Raw genomic sequence first — 18,578 nt, 5'->3', positions numbered from 1 at the left:
TCACAGGTTCTCTTCGCGATCGTGCGACTCGGAACGAGCGGCCGCGCCCCGGTCGAGTAAGCTCTGAGGTCTCGGCGAGACCAGCATGGGCACTCACACCAGCCGCGCGTACGAGCAGGAGCTACGCGATCTCAAGGCGCGACTGCTCGCGATGGGAGCGCGCTGCGAGAGCCTGATCCACATGGCGAGCCGCGCGTTCGAGAACCTCGACAGCGCGCTCGCCCACGAGGTCGAGGAGAGCGATCGCACCCTCAACATCGAGGAGATGGCGATCGACCAGATGACGGTGCGCATCCTCGCGCTCCGTCAGCCCGTCGGGCGCGACCTGCGCTTCCTCGTCACCGCGCTGAAGGTCGTGACCGACCTCGAGCGCATCGGCGACGAAGCGGTGAACGTCGCCGAGCGCACGGTCGAGCTCGCCGCGCACCCGCCGATCGCGAACCTGCAGCCGAAGCTCGCGGAGATGGCGGACGCGGCGTCGCGGATGGTGCGCATGGCGCTCGACTCGTTCGTCGAGGAGGACGCGAACATGGCGCGTCGCGTCCTGCGCGAGGACGACGCGGTCGACGCGCTCTACGGCGAGCTCCTGCGGATGAGCATGCAGTTCATCCGGAGCCAGCCGGAGCGCGTCGAGGACGGGATGCGCATCGCGAGCTGCGCGAAGTACCTCGAGCGCATCGCGGACCACGCGACGAACATCGCGGAGATGGTGATCTACATGGTCTCCGGCGACGACGTGCGGCACTTCGTGTCGCGATCGTCGTCGTCCTGATCTCGTGGCTGGAGTGCTCGTCGGCGCAGGGCCCGCACGGGAGCGTGCGGAGCACGTGGACGGGGGGCGCTGACCGGGCGAGCCGATGTTCGGACCCTAGCTCAGCTCGCCTCGCGCACGGGGCTCGAGCGCGCGTCGTCGTCGAAGATGCGCTCGAGCTCCTTGCCGTAGAGCTTCGCGCTCTCGATCAGCTTCTTCTCGTCCTCGCGGTGCACGAACATCTCGCGCACCATGCGCTCGTCGTACTCGGCGAAGCGGCGCACCGCGCGCTTCGCGTCGGAGTGCGCGAGGCCGAGCTCCTCGAGCGTGCGCTGCGCGGCCTCGACGCTGCCCGCGAAGGTCTCGCGGATCACGGTGTCGACACCTACGCCGAGCAGCGCGTACGCGTGCTGCCGGTTGCGCGCGCGCGCGACGACCTTGAGGTGCGGGAAGTGCTCCTTCACGAGGTGGAGCGTGCGCATCGAGGCCTCGACGTCGTCGATCGCGAGCACGAGCACCTTCGCGCTCTCCGCCTTCGCCGCGCGCAGGAGATCGAGGCGTGACGCGTCGCCGTAGTGGATCTTGTTGCCGAAGCGGCGGAGGAAGTCGACGTGCTCGGGGCTCACGTCGAGCGCGGTGAACGGGATGCGCCGCAGGCGCAGCACGCGTCCCACGATCTGCCCGAACCGACCGAACCCCGCGATGATCACCTGGCTCTCGTCGCCGTCGATCTCGTCGAACGCGCGCTGCTCGCTCGCGCGCTCGAGGCGCTGCTGCACGCGGTCGCGCGCGAGGAAGAGCAGCGGCGTGACCGCCATCGAGATGGTCACGACGACGACGAGGATCTCGACGACGTCGCCGCGCAGCACGCTCGACTGGGTCGCGACGCCGAAGATCACGAACGCGAACTCGCCGCCCTGCGAGATCGCGACGCCGAGGCTCGCGCTCGACTCCGTCGAGTGACCGGTCAGGCGCGCGAGGATCACGAGCACCGCGAACTTCGCGGCGACCAGCGCGAGCGCGAGCCCGACGATCAGCAGCGGGTGCGCGAGGAGCACGCCGAGGTTCGCTGACATGCCGACCGCCATGAAGAAGAGGCCGAGCAAGAGGCCCTTGAAGGGCTCGATGTTCGCCTCGAGCTCGTGGCGGTACTCGGAGTCGGCGAGGAGCACGCCCGCGATGAACGCGCCGAGCGCCATCGAGAGGCCCACGTGCTCCATCAGGATCGCGGTCGCGACCACGACGAGCAGCGCCGACGCGACCGAGAGCTCGTGGCTGCGCGCTTGCGCGATCAGCCGGAACATCGGGCGCAGCAGCATGCGCCCGCCGATCACGAGCGCGACGATCACGCCCGCGGCGAGGCCGAACCGCATCCACGGCGAGCCGCTGTCGGTGGGCGCCGCGCCGAGCATCGGCACGATCGCGAGCAGCGGGATCGCCGCGACGTCCTGGAAGAGCAGGACGCCGAACGCCGCGCGCCCGTGCGGCGTCGACAGCTCGTGCTTCTCGCCGAGCATCTGCGTCGCGAACGCGGTCGACGACATCGCGAGCGCGAAGCCCGCGACGAGCGCGGCGCGCCAGTCGAGACCGAGCGCGATCGCGATGCCGCCCACGATCGCGGCGGTCGCGAGGACCTGCGCGCCGCCGAGCCCGAACACCGCGCCGCGCATGCGCCAGAGGCGCGCGGGCTGGAGCTCGAGCCCGATGATGAAGAGCAGCAGCACCACGCCGAACTCGGCGAAGTGCAGCGTCGACTGCACGTCCTCGACGAGCCCGAGCCCGGACGGCCCGATGATCGCGCCGCCCACGAGATATCCGAGCACGGATCCGAGCCCGAGCCGTTTGAACACGGGCACGGCGACGACCGCCGCCGCGAGGAACACCGCCGTGAGCGCGAGCATGGTGGGACCGCAGGCATGGGGACGCGCCCTGCGACGTCCAGTGCTCGGTCAGGTCTCGCTCGTGCCGACGGGCGGGCGCAGCTCGGTCAACCAGCGGATCGCGGCGTCGATCTGCTCGCGCGCGCCGATGACCGCGATGCTGTCATCGGCGCGCAGGCGCGTCGTGGGGCTGGGGTTCGGCAGGACGTCTTCGTCGCGCGCGATCGCGACCGCGGAGACTCCGGTGCGCGTGCGCAGCTGCGTCTCGGCGAGGCTGCGACCGACGACCTCGCTCTCGGGCTGCACGCGCACCCACGCGACCTCGAGGCCCGGCGCGCCGCGGAGGAGCTGCTCGAGCACGCGCGCGCGCTCGCTGCTGTGACGCTGCTCGCGGATGCGCAGCGCATCGGCCTGCCGCTGCGCGACCTCGAGCGGCACGTGCAGCGACACGAGCAAGCGGCGCACGAGCTCGAGCCCGCCTTCGAGCTGAGGGTCGACGCTCTCGGACGCGCCGAGCGCGACGACGCTCTCCGCGTGCTCGCGAGACGACGCGCGCGCGAGGATGTTCAGCGACGACGCGGCCTCTCTCGCGCGTGTCACCACGAGCTCGGTCGTCGCGTCGTTCGAGAGCGCGACGACGACGGCGCGCGCATGCTCGAGCCCGCAGCGCTCGAGCAGCTCGGGGCTCGACGCGTCGCCGAAGAGCGTCACCGCGCAGCCGCGCTTCGTGATCGCGTCGAAGCGCTCGGTGTCGTTCTCGACGACGAGCATCGGGATCCGCAGCGTGTCGAGCACGTCCACCACGTGCGCGCCGACGCGCCCGTAGCCGACGATCACCACGTGCCCGTCGAGCGTGGTGGTCTCCGGGGGCACGTCGCGCGGTGCGCGCGGCCGCGCGCGAGCGAGGCGCGTGCCCGCGAGCGCGCCCTCGAGCTTCTCGACGACGCGGAACACCAACGGGTTCAGGGTGATCGACACGATCGCGACCGCGAGGATCAGCGAGTACTGCTCGCCCTCGAGGATGCCCAGCCGCACGCCCGCCTGGCCGACGATGAACGAGAATTCACCGATCTGCGCGAGCCCCGCGCCGACCACGAGCGCGGTGCGCAGCGGGCCGCCGAGCGCGAGCACGATCGCGCCGGCGATCGCGAGCTTGCCGAGGACCACGATCGCGGTGAGCGCGACGACCTCGAGCGCGTGCGCCGCGAGGTACGCGGGCTCGACCAGCATCCCGATCGACACGAAGAAGAGCACCGCGAACGCATCTCGGAAGGGCACGAGATCGGCGCTCACCTGATGACCGAAGCGCGACTCGCCGACGATCACGCCCGCGACGAACGCGCCGAGCGCGAGCGAGACCCCGAAGAAGTGCGCCGACGCGAGCGCGGTACCGAGCGCGAGCGTGAGCGCCGCGAGCACGAAGAGCTCGTGCGAGCGCGTGCGCGCGACCGCGCGCAGCACCGCGGACACGAGCCGCCCACCGATCGTGACCATCAGCACGACGAACGCGATCGCCCTCCCGACGGCCCATGCGAGGTCCTCCAGGCCGACGTCGCGGTGCCCGAAGATCGCGGGCAGCATCACGAGGATCACGACGGTCGCGAGATCCTCGAACACCAGCCATCCGACCGCGACGCGCCCGTGCGCCGTGTCGAGCAGCCCCCGCTCCATCAGCGCGCGCAGCAGCACCACCGTGCTCGCGATCGAGACTGCGATCCCGAGCAGGATGCTCGACCCGGGGCTCCAACCCCACGCGCGCACGATGCCGTAGGCGAGCGCGGTCGACGCGAGCATCTGCACGATCGCGCCCGGCACCGCGACGCTGCGCACGCGCCAGAGATCGCGGAACGAGAAGTGCGCGCCGACCCCGAACATCAGCAGCACGACGCCGAGCTCCGCGAGCTGCGCCATCGTCTCCGTGTCGCCCACGAAGCCCGGCGTGCGCGGCGCGATCGCGATGCCCGCGAGCATGTACCCGACGATCGGCGGCAGCCCGATGCGGCGCGCGACGAGGCCCCCGAACAGCGCGGTGAGCAGCGCGACGCCGGTCGTGGTCAGGAGCGGGAGCTCGTGCACGGACCGGGATCTAGGCACGACGTGCTCGCGTGCTCGTTCCTTGCGCTTCGCCGCGGGTACGATGCGCAGATGGACTGGGATGATTTCCGCCGCGCGCTCGCGTCCGAGCGCCTCCCGTGCGCGCTCGTCGACCTCGACGCGCTGGAGCGCAACGTCGATCGGGTGCGCGCGCGCATCGCGGGGACCGGCCGCACCGTGCGCGTCGCGTCGAAGTCGGTGCGGCACCGCGGTGTGCTGCGGCGCGTGCTCGAGCGCGGCGGGGACGCGTTCCGCGGGCTCCTCTGCTACTCGGCGGACGAAGCAGCGTGGCTCGCGTCGCAGGGCTTCGACGATCTGCTGATCGCGTACCCGACGGTGCAGCACGCATCGCTCGACGCGGTCGCGCAGAAAGTGGCACTCGGTGCCAACATTCGCTGCATCGTCGACTCGAGCGATCACCTCGAGGCGCTGGGTGCCGCCGCCCGTCGTGCGTCGATCACGCTCGATGCGGTGCTCGATCTCGACGTGTCGTACCGGCCGCTCGGAGGGCGCGCGCACCTCGGCGTCCGGCGCAGCCCGCTCCGCAGCGCGGACGACGTGGGCGCGCTGGCGCGCGCGGCGAAGTCGGTCCCCGGCGTGCGCATGGTCGGGCTCATGGCGTACGAGGCGCACGTCGCGGGGCTGCCCGATGCGAGCGCGAGCGCGGGTGCGGCGAAGAACGCGGCGGCGCGCGCGCTGAAGTCGCTCGCGATCCCCGCGGTGCGCGCGCTGCGCGGCGCGGCGGTGAGCGCCATGCGCGTCGAGTGCCCCGACGCAGCGCTCGTCGACGGCGGCGGCACGGGCAGCATCGAGATCACCGCGGCGGACCCCGTCGTCACCGAGGTCGCGGTGGGCTCGGGGTTCCTCTGCTCGCACTTGTTCGACGGGTACGCGGGGCTCGATCTCGAGCCCGCGCAGTTCTTCGCGCTCGAGGTCGCGCGCGTGCCCGATCGTGATCACGTGACGTGCGCGTACGGCGGTTACGTCGCGTCGGGCACGCCGGGGCTCGATCGGCTGCCGATGCCGTGGTCGCCGCGCGGGCTCGCGTGGATCGGGCTCGAGGGCGCGGGCGAGGTGCAGTCGCCGCTGCGCGTCGATCGCGCGGAGCGCAGGCCGCGCGTCGGCGATCCCGTGATCTTCCGCCACGCGAAGGCCGGCGAGATGGCCGAGCGCTTCCGCGAGTACCTGATGGTGCGTGGCGGGGTGATCGAAGCGCGCGAGCCGACGTATCGCGGCGACGGCGTGTGCTTCGGGTGATCAGAGCGCGCCGCACGCGAAGCGCGGCGCCCGCACGCCGGCGAGCTCGGCGATGGTCCCCGCGACGCGGCACTGCGGCATCACGTCGGTGATCTCTTCGCGCGCGAACTGCGGTCCCACGACGATCACCGGCACGTCGCGATCGTAGAGCCACGCCGAGCCGTGCGACGTGCCGACGCCCTCGGGCATGTCCTCCATCGCGACCGAGCGCTCGGCGGGCATCACGTAGATGTCGCCCGGCGGATCCCGCGGGATCGCGCGCGCGATCAGCGCGTCGAGCGACTCGCCCTCGGGCACCGGCGCCGCCGCGACCGCGCGCGCGTCCACCGCCGCGCCGATCCCCGGCTGCGCGCGCAGCCACGCGAGCGCTGCCTCGATCACGCGCGGCTCGCGCATGCCGAGGTACACGTACGGTTGCACCCAGCCCTCGGCCCACGCGGTCGCGCCCTCCGGCGGCGCGCCGAGCGTCTCGCGCAGGTGCGCCTCGAGGCGAGGCAGCGACGACTCGCTCGTGAAGCGCACTGCGTCGGTGTGCCCGCTCGCGTGCGTGCGCTCGACGAGCTCCGCCGCGCCGTGGTCCGACGTGATCACGAGCGCGATCGGTCCGACGCGCGCCTCGAGCTCCCGCACGAAGTCCCCGAGCGCGCGATCGACGCGCAGCAGCACGTCCGCGTACTCCCACGATGACGGGCCGAACGCGTGCCCGACGTAGTCGGTCGTCGAGATCGAGAGCGCGAGGAGATCGGGCTCGTCGTCCTCGCCCAGCTCGAAGCGCGCGGCGATCTCGCGCCCGAGCGCGAGCATGTGATCGGTGCTCGACGGCAACGAGCGGAACGCATCCGCGTCCTCGAGCCCACGCGCGTCGTGCGGGAAGCTCGCGTCGAACCCGTACGCGCCTTCGCCCGGCTGCACGTCGGGCCCGAAGCGCGCCTCGAGCGCAGCGGGATCGCGCGGCGTCCACGGCGTCTCCATCGCCGCCTCGAAGGGCTCGCGCGCGCGCCACGACGCGAGCCACTCGGGCATCGCAGGCGCGTACCACGTCGAGCTCGTGAACCCGCCGGCCTCGGCGTCGAACCACACGCAGACATCGGGGTGCTGCCCGCCGGGAAGGATCGCGGAGCGATCCTTCAGCGCGAGCGACACGACGAGCGACGCAGGACGTTCGCTCTGGATCACGTCGGCGACGGTCTCGGCCTGCAGCCGGAACGGGCTCGCGCCCGCATCGTCGCGGCCCCACACGCGGTGCGTTCCGTCGTCCATCGCGCTCACGCGACCACGTCCGAGCACGAACACGCGATTGCTTCCGATCCCGCTGTCGCGCGGCGACGCGCCCGAGTGGATCGCCGCATGGCCCGGCGCGGTGAGCGTCGCGCTGTACGCATAACGCGCGCGCTGCACGTAGCGGCCGCGGGCGATCGCGCTGCGGATCGCGCCGTCGGGATCGAGGTGCGGCAGGTGCGCGGCGAGTACGTCGCTGCCGAGCTGATCGTAGACCGCGACCACGACGAGGCGCGGTCGCGCGCTCGGCGCGCTCGTCCGTGGCGGTGTGCTCCCGCATCCGACGAGCACCATGAAGAGCACGAGCGCGCGGCGCATCACTCCGCCGCCATCGCTTCTGCGCGGTCGATCGGACCCAGCACGCGGAGGAGGAAGCGGTTCTGCACGGTGCCGCGCGGATCGAGCTCGCGACGCAGCGCGAGGAACGCGGGCGCCATCGGGTACGCGGCGCGCACGCGCTCGCCGGGCGTCGAGAACTCCTTGCCCCAGTGCGGCCGCGCGTCGTACCGCGCGCCGATCTCCTCGACGCGCGCGAAGTACTTCGCGAGGTGCGGGCTCTCCGCTTGATAGAACCCGATCTGGCAGGTGTCGCGACCGTACGCCGGGCTCATCCACGCGTCGTCGCCCGCGACGAAGCGCACCTCGCACGGGAAGTTCACGACGAGCCCGTCCTCGTGGATCGCGCCCGCGACCTCCGAGAGCAGCGCGCCCGCGTCGTCGAGCTCGAGCGCGAGCTCGGTCTCGCGATGGATCGGCGGCATCGCGAGGTTGAAGCAGCGATCGCTGCGATCGACGCGCGTCCCGGCGCGGAAGTACGCGCCCATCACGATCGAATTCACATGTCGCGTGAGCGACGGGTAACGACCGGCGGCGCGCAGCGCGAGCTCGAAGAGCGTCTGGTTGACGATCTTCTCGTCCACGAAGCGCGCGAGCGGGCGCGCGACGGCGCGCAGCGGCGTTCGCGCATAGCGGAAGATCAGCGCATCGCCCTGGGTCGGCAGCCACCAGATCTTCACGTACTCGGCGCTCTGCGCGATCGTGCGCAGCTCGCGCGCGACGCGCTCGATCGGGCGCGTCTCGAGCGACTCCTCGAGGCGGAACGCGGGCGTCGTCGAGAGCGTGACCTCGGTGACGATCCCGAGCGCGCCGAGCGACACGCGCGCCGCGGGCAGCCACGGGTGCTCGGGGCCGAGCTCCACGATCTCGCCGCGCGGCGTCACGAGCCGCATCGCGACGACGAGGCTCGCGAGGTTGCCGTGCCGCAGCGAGCTGCCGTGGGTGCCGGTCGCGATCGCGCCGGCGATCGTCTGCTTCGCGATCGAGCCGAGGATCGGCAGCGCCATGCCGACGCGATCGAGCGCGTCGGTGATCTCCTCGAGCCGGATCCCGGCCTGCACGCGGATGGTGCGCGCCGCGGCGTCGATCGCGAGCACGCGACGCATGCGCCGCAGATCGACGCAGACGTCGTCGGGCAGCGCGATGTCCGACCACGAGTGCCCCGAGCCGATCACCTTCACGCGCCGGCCCGCGCGATCCGCCTCGCGCAGGAGCGCGGCGATCTCGGCCTCCGAGCCCGGCGTCGCCCATCGCGCGGGGATCGTCGTGTGGTAGCCGGACCAGGTCCGGAAGCTCCGCATCACCGCGCGACCATAGCGCGAAAGGCGAGACCGGCTCGGACACGCATCGGCGACGGAATCGTGATGCGCCACGAGCACGTGACATCGTTCGCTGTTACAGTGATCGCGAGAACGTTTCGCGCGCTGGTAGAGTCCGCGCGCGAAACGAGGAGGCGGCACGGATGAAGCGCGCGCTGGTCACCGGGGGATGCGGGTTCCTGGGCAGCTGGATGGTGCGGCGGCTGATCGATCGCGGCGTCGCGGTGCGCGTGCTCGCGGCGAAGGGCGAGCCACGCGACAACGTCACGGGCCTCGACGTCGACGTGATCGAGGGCGACGTGCGCAGCGTCGACGTGTGCAAGCGCGCGGTGGAAGGGATGGACACCGTCTTCCACGCGGCCGCGATCTACAAGGACTGGGCGCCCGATCCCGCGCCGATGTACGACGTGAACCTGCGCGGCACGTTCCACGTGATCGAGGCGGCGCGGCGCGCCGGCGTGCAGCGCGTGATCTACACCGCGTCGATCGTCTCGGTAGGGCGGCCGAAGCCGGGCACGCTCGGCGACGAGACGACGCCGTACGAAGCGTGGGATCTCGACTTCCCGTACTCGCGCAGCAAGCTCCACAGCCGCGAGCTCGCGGAGTACTTCGCCGCGTGGGATCTCGACGTGCGCGTCGTGTGCCCGGGCATCGTGCTCGGGCCCAACGACATCCGCCCCACGCCGAGCGGCGGCCTCATCCTCGGCTCGCTCAAGACGCCGGGGCCCGCGGTCGTGTACGAGGGCGGCGCGTCGTACGTCGACGTGCGCGACGCCGCGGAGGCGCACGTGCTCGCGGCGGAGAAGGGCAAGAAGGGCGAGCGTTACCTCGCGACCGCGCACAACCTCACGAACGAAGAGCTCATCCGCGCGATCGATCGCGTGACCGGGCGCAAGCGGCCGCTGCTGCGCCTGCCGGTCGCGGCAGCGCGCGGGATCGCGATCGCGATGGAGGCCCAGGCGGCGCGCACCGGTGAGCCGCCGCTGCTCGCGCGCGACTTCTTCGAGTACTCGCTCAAGCCGTCGTACTACTCGAACGCGAAGTCGGTGCGCGAGCTGGGCGCGCGGTATCGGCCGATCGAGGAGACGATCGGCGACGCGGTCGCGTGGTTCCGCGGCCGCGGGATGGTTTGAGCTCCAACGATCTCAGCGCGCGAGCCGGACCGCGGCCTCGACGTTGTTGCCGTCGGGATCGATCAGGAACGCCGCGTAGTACGTGAGGCCGTCCTCGCGCCGCCCCGGCGCGCCGTTGTCGCGTCCTCCCGCCGCGAGGCCTTCGCGGTGGAACGCGTCGACGGCGCGCTGGTCGGGCGCGCGGAACGCGACGTGGATCGGCGCGGCGCCGGGGCGGTGCTCGCCCGTCCAGAACGACGGCACGAGCGTGCCGATCCACAGGTACGGCGCGTCGTCCCTCGTGCGATCCCCGAAGATCGCGAAGCCGTCGCCCGCATCGATCTTCGTGAGCCCGAGCGGCGCGAGACAGCGCTCGTAGAACGCGACGCTGCGCGCGAGGTCGCGAACGTTCCAGCCGAAGTGATCGAGCACGAGGCACCTCCTCGCACGCGACCATAGGCGCTGCTCAGCGCGTCGCGATCACGCCCTTGAGGTGCGGCCCGTCCTCCGGCGCGAACGGGAAGTCCTCGGGCGGCCCGAGATCGCGCAGCGACGCGAGCGTGACGCCCGCGTCGCGCGCGCCTTCGTGCACCTCGGCGCGCAGCGCGCGCTGCGTCATGCGTCGATCGTTCGACGTCGCGAGGAGCGTCCCGCCCGGCGCGAGCACTCGGAGGCACGCCGCGGCGAGGGCGCGCCACTGCTTGCCCGAGGACCAGCGCTGCGTCTTTCCGCTGCGTCCCTTCGCGGTGGAGTACGTCGGCGGATCGCAGCACACGAGGTCGTACTGCTCGCCGCGCTTCGCCGCGCGCGCGAGCCACTCGAACACGTCGGCGCGCACCGTGCGATGCGCGTCGCGATCCGCGCCCGCGAGATCGAGGTTCGCGCGACCGCGATCGAGCGCGACGCCGCTCGCGTCGACGCTCGTGCTCGACACCGCACCACCCGCGACCGCCGCGACCGTGAACCCGCACGTGTACGAGAAGAGGTTCAGCACGCGCGCGCCGGCGCTCGTCGCGCGCACCCGCGCGCGGTGCTCGCGCTGATCGAGGAAGAGCCCGGTGGACATGCCGTCACCGAGCCGCACGAGGAAGCGCATGCCGTGCTCGCGCACCACGAATTCCTCGGGCGCCGCGGCACCGAGCACCGGCTCGCGCGGCGCGAATTCCGCGCGCGCTTCGTCGTCCATCACGTTCGCCTGACGCGGCCGGCGCTTCACGTAGACGCCGCGCACGCCGAGCCCGTCGAGCGCGTGCACGGTCGCGCGCTCGTCGATCGACGCGTCGTAGGTGTGGAGCAGCGCCCAGTCCGCGTAGAGATCGACGGCGACCCCGGGCGCGCCATCGCCCGCTTCGTTCACCAAGCGGAACGCGGTGGTGCGCGACTCGGCGTCGCGCAGCGCCGCGCGCCCGAGCGCGAAGCGTCGCTGCACCGCCACGTCGAGCGCGTCCTCGAACGCGATCCCTCGACCATCGAGACACGCATCGAGCGCGCGCGGCGGAGGCGCGTTCACACGGAACGGTCGCTCCCAGCGCGGATGCACCAGCTCGAGCTCCGACGCGTGCAGCATCAGTCGCGGCGCGGGCGCGCCCTCGTAGATGCGATCTCCCGCGATCGGCGCTCCGTGGTGCGCGAGCTGCGCGCGGATCTGGTGGGTGCGCCCGGTCTCGATCGTGATCTCGAGGAGCGCGCGCGATCCCCTGCGCTCGATGACGCTCGCGTGCGTGACCGCGTGCTTGCCGCCGTCCTTCACGACCTCGACGCGGCCGCCGCGTAGCGGGCCGAGCTGATCGCGGAACGTCGTGCGCGCGCCGTGGCGCCAGCCGTCGACGCACGCGAGGTAGATCTTCCGGACCGCGTGGTGGGTGAACTGCGGCGCGAGCTCGACGTTCGCCGCGCGCGACTTCGCGTAGAGGAGGACGCCCGACGTGTCCTTGTCGAGCCGCTGGTGGACGCCGACGTACGCCTCGTCGACGCCGTCGCGCTGCTCGAGGAACCGCGCGAGACGGGTCGGCAGATCGTCCTGCGCGCCCTCGCGCGCCTCTTGTGTCGGCACGCCCGAGGGCTTGTCGATCGCGATGACGTCCTCGTCCTCGTGGACGATCCACCGCGGGTCGAGCCACGCGAAGACGCGCTCTCGGAGCGCGCGATCGAGCGGCTCGACGCTCATCGAAGCACTTCAGTAAGCGCGATCGCGAAGCGACTGGGGCAGGAGCGGCGAGGGCTCGCCGCTGCACGTCACCCAGAGCTGGTGCGCCGCGCGCGTCGCCGCGATGTGCAGCAGGTGCCGCGCCTCGTCGCTGTTGCCGTACGACGCGCGCGAGACCTCGAGCAGCACCACGTAGTCGAACTCGAGGCCCTTCACCTGGCGCACGTCGGTGACGTCGATGCCGGGCTTGAACGGGAAGTCCTGCTCCGCGATGCGGCGCAGGTGCGGGACCTCGGCGTTCACGAGCCCGCGGTGGTAGAGGTCCGCCTGCTCGGGATAGCGCGCGATCAGCGCGACCGAGGCGCGCGGCTCGCTCTGCATCAGCTCGCGCAGCGCTTCACCGAGGAACGCGACCGCCTCGCCGTTGTGCGCGAACCGGAAGAGCTCGACCGGCGCGCCGCTGCGGATCGCGTGGCCGCCCTGGGGGTCGGCGAGCGGCCCGAGCACGTCCTGCGCGAACTCGATGATCTGATGCGTCGAGCGGTACTGCACCTTCAGCGGCTCGACCGTGAGCGGCTCGACCGGCGCCGACGCATCGCCCGCACGGCGCGGGCGGATCGCGTCGAGCAGCTCCGCCCAGCCCTTGAAGCCGTTGTCCATGTGCAGGCGCTGCGCGACGTCGCCCGCCATCGTGACGCTGCGCTGCTTCGTCGACGTGCCCAAGACGACCGCGAGCTCGACCGGCGAGAGATCCTGCGCCTCGTCGATCAGGATGTGCTCGTAGCGCAGGCGCTCGCGGCCCTTCACGAGCGGACCGCGCAGGCGCTGCACCAGACGCAGCAGGAGCGCGTCGTCCTCGCGATCGAGCTTCGGCGGCTCGGTCTCGATCGCGCCGTCGATGCCGACCGAGCGGTCGTCCTCGCCGTCCTCGAAGTCGTCCTCGTCGTCGTCGCCGCCGCCCCGCTTGCGCGCGACGAGCTTCGGCTGCGGGACCTCCTCGTCGATCGCGCGCTGCACGTCGTCGTTGGGCGCCTTGCTATCGCGCTTCTCCTTCGCGCGATCGCCCTCGTCCCGGCGGATCTCGAGCTCGCCCATGATCGTGCCGCAGCGCTCGATGCACCAGTTGACCGCGGTGCGCAGATCGTCGGGATCGATCTCGCCCGGCGCGTGCTTCTCGAACGCCGCGCTCAGCGCGGTCGCGTCGGTGAGCATCTCGGCCCATGCCGCGCTGACGTCGAGCAGCTCGCGACGCGCGCGCTGCACCACGCGCTCGACGGCATGACGGATCGCGACCGACTTCGGCGCGGGGCGCTTGCTCGGCTCCCCCGAGGCCTCGGCCGCGGCCTCGAGCGCGGCGTCCTCCTCGCTCAGCTCGTCGGGCGCGACCCAGCGCGACAAGCGCATGAGCCGCACGGCGAGCGGTGCGCGCTCCTGCTCGCGGAAGAACGCGAGCACTTCCTCCTTGCCCTCGATCTTCTCGAGCGCCTGCTCGAGCCACTTCTCGAACTTCGCCGATGCGCGCGCGACGATGTCGTCGATCATCCGCAGCATCACCGGGTGCTTCTTGAGGCGCGTCACCGCGCCCGGCGTGTCCTCGGTGTACTCCTCGGGCAGGCCGCGCAGGTGCGAGATGCGCTGCTTCGCGGCCCAGCGCTCGTACGTCGTGACCGGCGTGCCCGTCGCGCCTGCCTGAGGGAGACCCAGCGAAGGGAGCACCTTCGAGATGTATCGAACGAGCGCGTCGTTGTAGACGATCACGAGCATCCGGTCGGGCCGGAAGCGCTTCGGATCCTGGAACGCGAGGTACGCGAGGCGGTGCAGGCCGATCGTCGTCTTGCCCGAGCCCGCGCCGCCCTGGATGACGACGAGCCCCGCGTCGCTCTTCGTGATCAGCTCGAACTGGCGCGGATCGATCAGCGCGGTGATCTCGGGGAGGAAACGATCCTCGCGCCCCTCGAGCCCCATGCCGAGCTTGCCGCGCGATGCGCCGTTCCCGTCGGCCGGCGAGTGGTGCCCCTCGGGCCGCATCGCCGCGCCCTGACCACCCTTGAGACGGCTCGCGGACTCGCCGGCGCGACGCCAGCTGCCGTCCATCGCACGCACGAACACGCCCTGCGGCGAGCCGATGCGGCGCAGCACGGTGCTCGAGATCGCGAGGCTGCGGCGCGTGACGACCTCGCCGTGCACGTCGCGCCCGCCGAAGTTCTCCTCGTACGCGTCGCCCTCTTCGTAGCGGTAGTAGACGCGGCTCACCGGCGCGTCGCGCCAGTCGACGATGCGCACGCCGGTGCGCGGATCGAGGTACGTGCTGCGCCCGATCAGCACCTCGCGACGCCGATCCCCCTCCTCGAGTACGAGGCGACCGAAGTACGGCGAGTCGGGATCGACCGCGCCCTCGACGACCTTCGCGCGTCGCGCCGCGACCTCGCTGAGGCGCTCCATCTCCTCGATGAGCGGCGGCACGTCCTCGAGGCGCGCTTCGTTGATCTGATCGCGCAGCGAGAGCAGCTCGGCGTCGTAGTCGATCCCGTCCGTCGAGACGCGCATCTTGCGCGCGGCGAGGTGCTTGTGGACGCGCGCGAGCACGCGCTCCTCCTCGGCGACGATGCGGGTCTTCTCCTCGTCGGAGCCGGGCTCGCTCCGGTCCACGGGACCGGGCTCGATCAAGTCGGTGCTGCGCATGCCAACCAATCCCGCGCGGGCTCAATCGCCCGCGCGCTTCACGGAGTAGACGCCCTTCGCCTCGGCGATCGGCTCGTCGGGCGCGCTCGGGTGGACGAGGAGGACGTTCGCGACGCCGACCCTGTTCCCCACCCGGAGCACGCTCGCGATCGCGTGGAAGGGCTCGAGCCGACCCGGTCGCAGGTAGTCCACGCGCAGGTCGATCGTCGATACACGATCGCTCTCGCCGACGGTCGTCCACACCGCGCAACCACCCGCGGTGTCGGCGACCGCGGAGAGCACGCCGCCGTGCAGCGCCGGGCGATCGGGATCGCCGATCAGCTCCGGCTTGTACGGCACCTCGAGCACCGCGCGCCCACGGGTGAGCTCGCGGACGCGCAGGCCGAGGACGCGGTTGAACGGGATCGCCTCGTCCATCAGGCGGCGGACGAACGCGAGTCGGCGCTCCAGCTCGTCGGGGCTCGTCGGCATGCGCAAAAGCGGTGTGGGGTAGCACGCTTCCCTCCGTCGGCAACGCGTGAAACGTGGCGATTTGTCGCGTTCTCGCTGCATCCGAGAGCGTGAGCCGTTAGAGTCCGCGGCCCCATGGCCACCACCCGACGCACAGCTCCCATCTCGATCGACGTGACCGACCGCCCGCTGCCCGTGCCGGGGTTCCGCCTCGCGGGGATCAGCGCGGGAATCAAGGCGAACGGGCGCCCGGACCTCGCGCTCATCGTCGCCGACGAGCCAGTGAGCGTCGCGGGTGTGTTCACGAAGAACCGCGTGCAGGCCGCGCCGGTGCGCGTCGCGAAGGAGCGCGCGAAGGCAGGCAAGGCGAGGGCGGTGCTGGTCAACAGCGGCAACGCGAACGCGTGCACCGGCAAGGCGGGGCTCGACGCGACGAAGCGCACGACGGAAGCGGTCGCGGAGCGCCTCGGCATCTCGGCGAAGGCGGTGCTCCCCGCCTCGACCGGCGTGATCGGCGCGGTGCTCCCCGCGGAGACGATCGTGCGCGGGAGCGATCGCCTGATCGAGGCGCTCTCGAGCGAAGGCGGCGCGGACTTCGCGCGCGCGATCATGACGACCGATCAGTGGCCGAAGGTCGCGTGCGCGCAGATCCGGATCGGACGTGAGACCGCGACCGTGCTCGGGATCGCGAAGGGCGCAGGGATGATCCATCCCGACATGGCCACGACGCTCGGGTTCGTGATCACCGACGCGGGCGCGAGCCCGGCGCTGCTCAGGAAGCTCCTCAAGGCGGCGATCGATCCGACGTTCAACGCGGTGAGCGTCGACGGTGACACCAGCACGAACGACACGGTGCTCCTCATGGCGTCGGGCAAGGCGGGCACGGTGCGCGCGGGATCGAAGGAAGCCGCGACGCTCCAGGCCGCGCTGACCGAGGTGCTCGGCGCGCTCGCGAAGAGCATCGTGCGCGACGGCGAAGGCGCGCGACACGTCGCGCGCATCGAGGTCGAAGGGCTCGCGAACGATCGCGCGGCGCGCGCCGTCGCGCGCACGATCGCGACCTCGCCGCTGGTGAAGACCGCGCTGCACGGGCGCGACGCGAACTGGGGCCGCATCCTCGCGGCCGCGGGTCGCGCCGGTGTCGTGTTCGATCCGGATCGCGCCGAGATCCGGATCGGCGACGAGACCATCGTGCGCGGCGGGATGCCGGTCGGGAAGGACGCCGAGGCGCGCGCCGCGACGATCCTGCAGGCCGCCGAGTACACGATCCGCGTGACGCTCGGGAAGGGCCGCGGCCGCGCGCACTATCTGACGTGCGATCTCGGGCCCGACTACGTCGCGGTGAACGCGAACTACCGGAGCTGACCACGGCGCCCGCCGCGTCGCATCGGCGCAGCGGGCGCGCGCGTCGCGGTCGTCGTCGTGGTGCCCGCGTCGACCTCCGTCGTGCCCGCGTCGTACGCGAGCGGCGTGAGGACGAAGCGCGCTTCGCCGATCGTCGTCGATACCTGCCGCGTCTGCGGCGCGTATCCCTCGAGCGACACGTGCAGGAACACCGCGGGGAGCCGCGGATCCGCGGAGAGCACCGCGGGCGTGCGCGCCTGGACGTCGACTCCGTCGACCACGACGTGCGCGCCCGGCGGCTCCGAGATCACGTGGAGCGCACGCGCCGACGAGCTCCCGGCGTCGTCGGTCGTGAGCTCGGTCGGCGTCGCCTCGGGCCCGACCGGCGGGACCACGGCCGATGCCTCGGGCGGCGGCGTGCCGCCCGCGAGCACGCGCGCCGCGAGGAAGGCGAGCGTGCCCGCCGCGATCAGCCCGAACGCGCCGAGCAGCGGCGGGATCGTCCGCGCCGCGGGCCGGAGACGCATCGTGGTCTCGACCGCGCGATCGAACGGCGGCGGCGGCAGCGCGAGGACCGGCTCGCGCGGGGGCACCGCGACGGTGGGCTCCTCGGGCTCGATCGGAGGGCGCTTGCCGGCGGGCACCGTGGGCTCGTCGAGCTCCGAGCTGATCGTCGCGGGCGACGGGCCGCGGCGCGGCGGGCGGGTCGCGGCGTCGTGCGAGATCGACTCGTCGATCCGCGGGTGCGGCGTGGGCTCGGGGGGAACCGACGAGCTGCGCGGCAAGCCGACCTTGCGCGTGCCGTCGAGCGCGCGCGGCGGCGTCACCTCGCCGCGCAGCATCGGCATCGCGCGGCGCGTGGGCTCGTCCTCGGGCGGCGGGACCGAGCTCGACACCTTCCGCGTCCCGCCGTCGCGCGCCTCGCCGCGCGGGAAGACCGGCCGCGGCTTCACCGACGTCGGCCGGCGCAGCGGCAGCGGGCCTTCTTCGTCGGGCACCAGCTCGCGCGCGAGCGCCGCGAGATCGACCTGCGTCGGCACGATCCCGCGCTCGCTCATGTGCGCGGCGAGCTCGTCGATCAGCTTCTGCACCGACTCGGGGCGGCCCTCGGGGTGCGGCGCGAGGCAGCGCGCGATCAGTCGGTCGAGCGCGCCGGGGATCGACGGGCGCACGTCGCGCGGCCGCTTGTAGCGAGCCTCGAGGATGCGATCGAGCAGGTTCGGCTCGTCGCTCACGTCGAACGGATGCTTCCCGACGAGCATCTCGTAGAGGAGGATCCCGAGCGCGAACACGTCCGCGCGACGATCGACGGGCGCGGTGCCGGTGAGCGCCTCGGGCGCGATGTACCCGTAGGTGCCTTTGATGACGCCGGTGCGCGTCTCGTAGACCTTCGTCGCGGCCTTCGCGATGCCGAAGTCGATCAGCTTCACCGACCCGTCGTACGAGACGACGACGTTCGCGGGGTTCAGATCGCGGTGCACGATCCCGAGCGGCCGGCCCAGGTCGTCGCGGCGCTCGTGCACGTAGTGCAGCGCCTCCGCCACGCGCAGCGCGATCCCGAGCGCGGGCTTCTCGGGCAGGCCCGGCAGCGACGCGCGCTGGGCCGCACCGAGGATCTGGTGCAGCGTCGGCCCACGCACGTACTCCATGACGAGGTAGTGCGTGTCGTCGACCTTCCCGAGGTCGAACACCTGCGCGATGTTCGGGTGCGAGAGCGCGGCCATCAGGCGCGCCTCGTCCAGGAACATCGTGACGAATTCCTCGTTCTGCTCGTGCTTCTCGAGGATCTGCTTGAGCACGACCGTGCGCTCGAGCCCCTCGATCCCGCGCTGTCGCGCGAGATAGATCTCCGCCATCCCACCGACCGCGATCTTGCGGACGATGCGATAGGGTCCGAGCTCTTCCCTGGGGCCGGCCACGAGGCGCGCG

13 protein-coding genes are annotated in these 18,578 nt (G+C 72.2%); 4 read left to right on the top strand and 9 right to left on the bottom strand.

Annotated features, from left to right (window positions below; genetic code table 11):
* The first annotated feature begins 85 nt into the window (after positions 1–85).
* Entirely contained in the window at positions 86–772 is a 687-nt protein-coding gene (gene phoU, locus DB32_RS21445; RefSeq protein ID WP_053234515.1) for a phosphate signaling complex protein PhoU, read from the top strand.
* 101 nt (positions 773–873) lie between these two features.
* Here phoU and DB32_RS21440 read toward each other — a convergent pair whose 3' ends face one another.
* Together DB32_RS21440 and DB32_RS21435 are read right to left on the bottom strand one after the other, a co-directional pair.
* Positions 874–2,652: a monovalent cation:proton antiporter-2 (CPA2) family protein gene (locus tag DB32_RS21440; RefSeq protein ID WP_053234514.1), complete on the bottom strand. Its 1,779-nt coding sequence runs from the start codon at positions 2,650–2,652 to the stop codon at positions 874–876.
* A gap of 48 nt (positions 2,653–2,700) precedes the next feature.
* Positions 2,701–4,707 (bottom strand): monovalent cation:proton antiporter family protein, encoded by a 2,007-nt coding sequence (locus tag DB32_RS21435; protein ID WP_053234513.1) that lies wholly within the window; start codon positions 4,705–4,707, stop codon positions 2,701–2,703.
* Between the two features lie 69 nt (positions 4,708–4,776).
* Between DB32_RS21435 and DB32_RS21430 the strand changes: the two genes are divergently transcribed.
* Positions 4,777–5,982 carry an alanine racemase gene (locus DB32_RS21430; RefSeq protein ID WP_075097975.1) on the top strand — a complete coding sequence of 402 codons (1,206 nt, stop codon included), beginning with the start codon at positions 4,777–4,779 and terminating at the stop codon, positions 5,980–5,982.
* On the opposite strand, the gene DB32_RS21425 is transcribed toward DB32_RS21430, so the two are convergent.
* Positions 5,983–7,578 (bottom strand): alkaline phosphatase family protein, encoded by a 1,596-nt coding sequence (locus tag DB32_RS21425; protein ID WP_053234511.1) that lies wholly within the window; start codon positions 7,576–7,578, stop codon positions 5,983–5,985.
* A complete protein-coding gene (locus DB32_RS21420; protein WP_053234510.1) occupies positions 7,578–8,897 on the bottom strand; it encodes a D-arabinono-1,4-lactone oxidase in 1,320 nt (439 codons plus the stop codon). The genes DB32_RS21425 and DB32_RS21420 overlap by 1 nt, the downstream gene beginning before the upstream one ends.
* Before the next feature lie 161 nt (positions 8,898–9,058).
* On the opposite strand from DB32_RS21420, the gene DB32_RS21415 reads away from it, so the two are divergent.
* On the top strand, positions 9,059–10,048 hold the full coding sequence (locus tag DB32_RS21415; RefSeq protein WP_053234509.1) for an NAD-dependent epimerase/dehydratase family protein: 990 nt from the start codon (positions 9,059–9,061) through the stop codon (positions 10,046–10,048).
* A gap of 12 nt (positions 10,049–10,060) precedes the next feature.
* Here the strand turns inward: DB32_RS21415 and DB32_RS21410 are convergent, their stop codons facing one another.
* From DB32_RS21410 to DB32_RS21395, 4 genes are read right to left on the bottom strand one after another with little or no spacing between them, the layout of a single operon-like run.
* Positions 10,061–10,459, bottom strand: a complete 399-nt coding sequence (locus DB32_RS21410; RefSeq protein ID WP_053234508.1) for a VOC family protein — start codon at positions 10,457–10,459, stop codon at positions 10,061–10,063.
* Between the two features lie 34 nt (positions 10,460–10,493).
* Positions 10,494–12,194: an RluA/RlmK domain-containing protein gene (locus tag DB32_RS45450; RefSeq protein WP_053234507.1), complete on the bottom strand. Its 1,701-nt coding sequence runs from the start codon at positions 12,192–12,194 to the stop codon at positions 10,494–10,496.
* Positions 12,195–12,203: 9 nt separating this feature from the next.
* Positions 12,204–14,855, bottom strand: coding sequence for an ATP-binding domain-containing protein (locus DB32_RS21400; RefSeq protein WP_053234506.1), 2,652 nt, complete (start codon positions 14,853–14,855; stop codon positions 12,204–12,206).
* A 21-nt stretch (positions 14,856–14,876) separates the two neighbouring features.
* Entirely contained in the window at positions 14,877–15,326 is a 450-nt protein-coding gene (locus DB32_RS21395; protein ID WP_053234505.1) for a thioesterase family protein, read from the bottom strand.
* A gap of 168 nt (positions 15,327–15,494) precedes the next feature.
* On the opposite strand from DB32_RS21395, the gene argJ reads away from it, so the two are divergent.
* On the top strand, positions 15,495–16,670 hold the full coding sequence (gene argJ, locus DB32_RS21390) for a bifunctional glutamate N-acetyltransferase/amino-acid acetyltransferase ArgJ (RefSeq protein WP_075097973.1): 1,176 nt from the start codon (positions 15,495–15,497) through the stop codon (positions 16,668–16,670).
* Here argJ and DB32_RS21385 read toward each other — a convergent pair.
* Positions 16,658–18,568 (bottom strand): serine/threonine-protein kinase, encoded by a 1,911-nt coding sequence (locus tag DB32_RS21385; protein WP_053234503.1) that lies wholly within the window; start codon positions 18,566–18,568, stop codon positions 16,658–16,660. The two genes, argJ and DB32_RS21385, sit on opposite strands and share 13 nt — an antisense overlap.
* Positions 18,569–18,578: the final 10 nt, after the last annotated feature.

Origin of the sequence: Sandaracinus amylolyticus (genome assembly GCF_000737325.1) — a bacterium.
In the GTDB taxonomy this organism is placed as follows: Bacteria; Myxococcota_A; Polyangia; order Polyangiales; family Sandaracinaceae; genus Sandaracinus; species Sandaracinus amylolyticus.
Note: the sequence above shows the minus strand (reverse complement) of the source record. Positions and strands in the feature narration are given on the sequence as shown.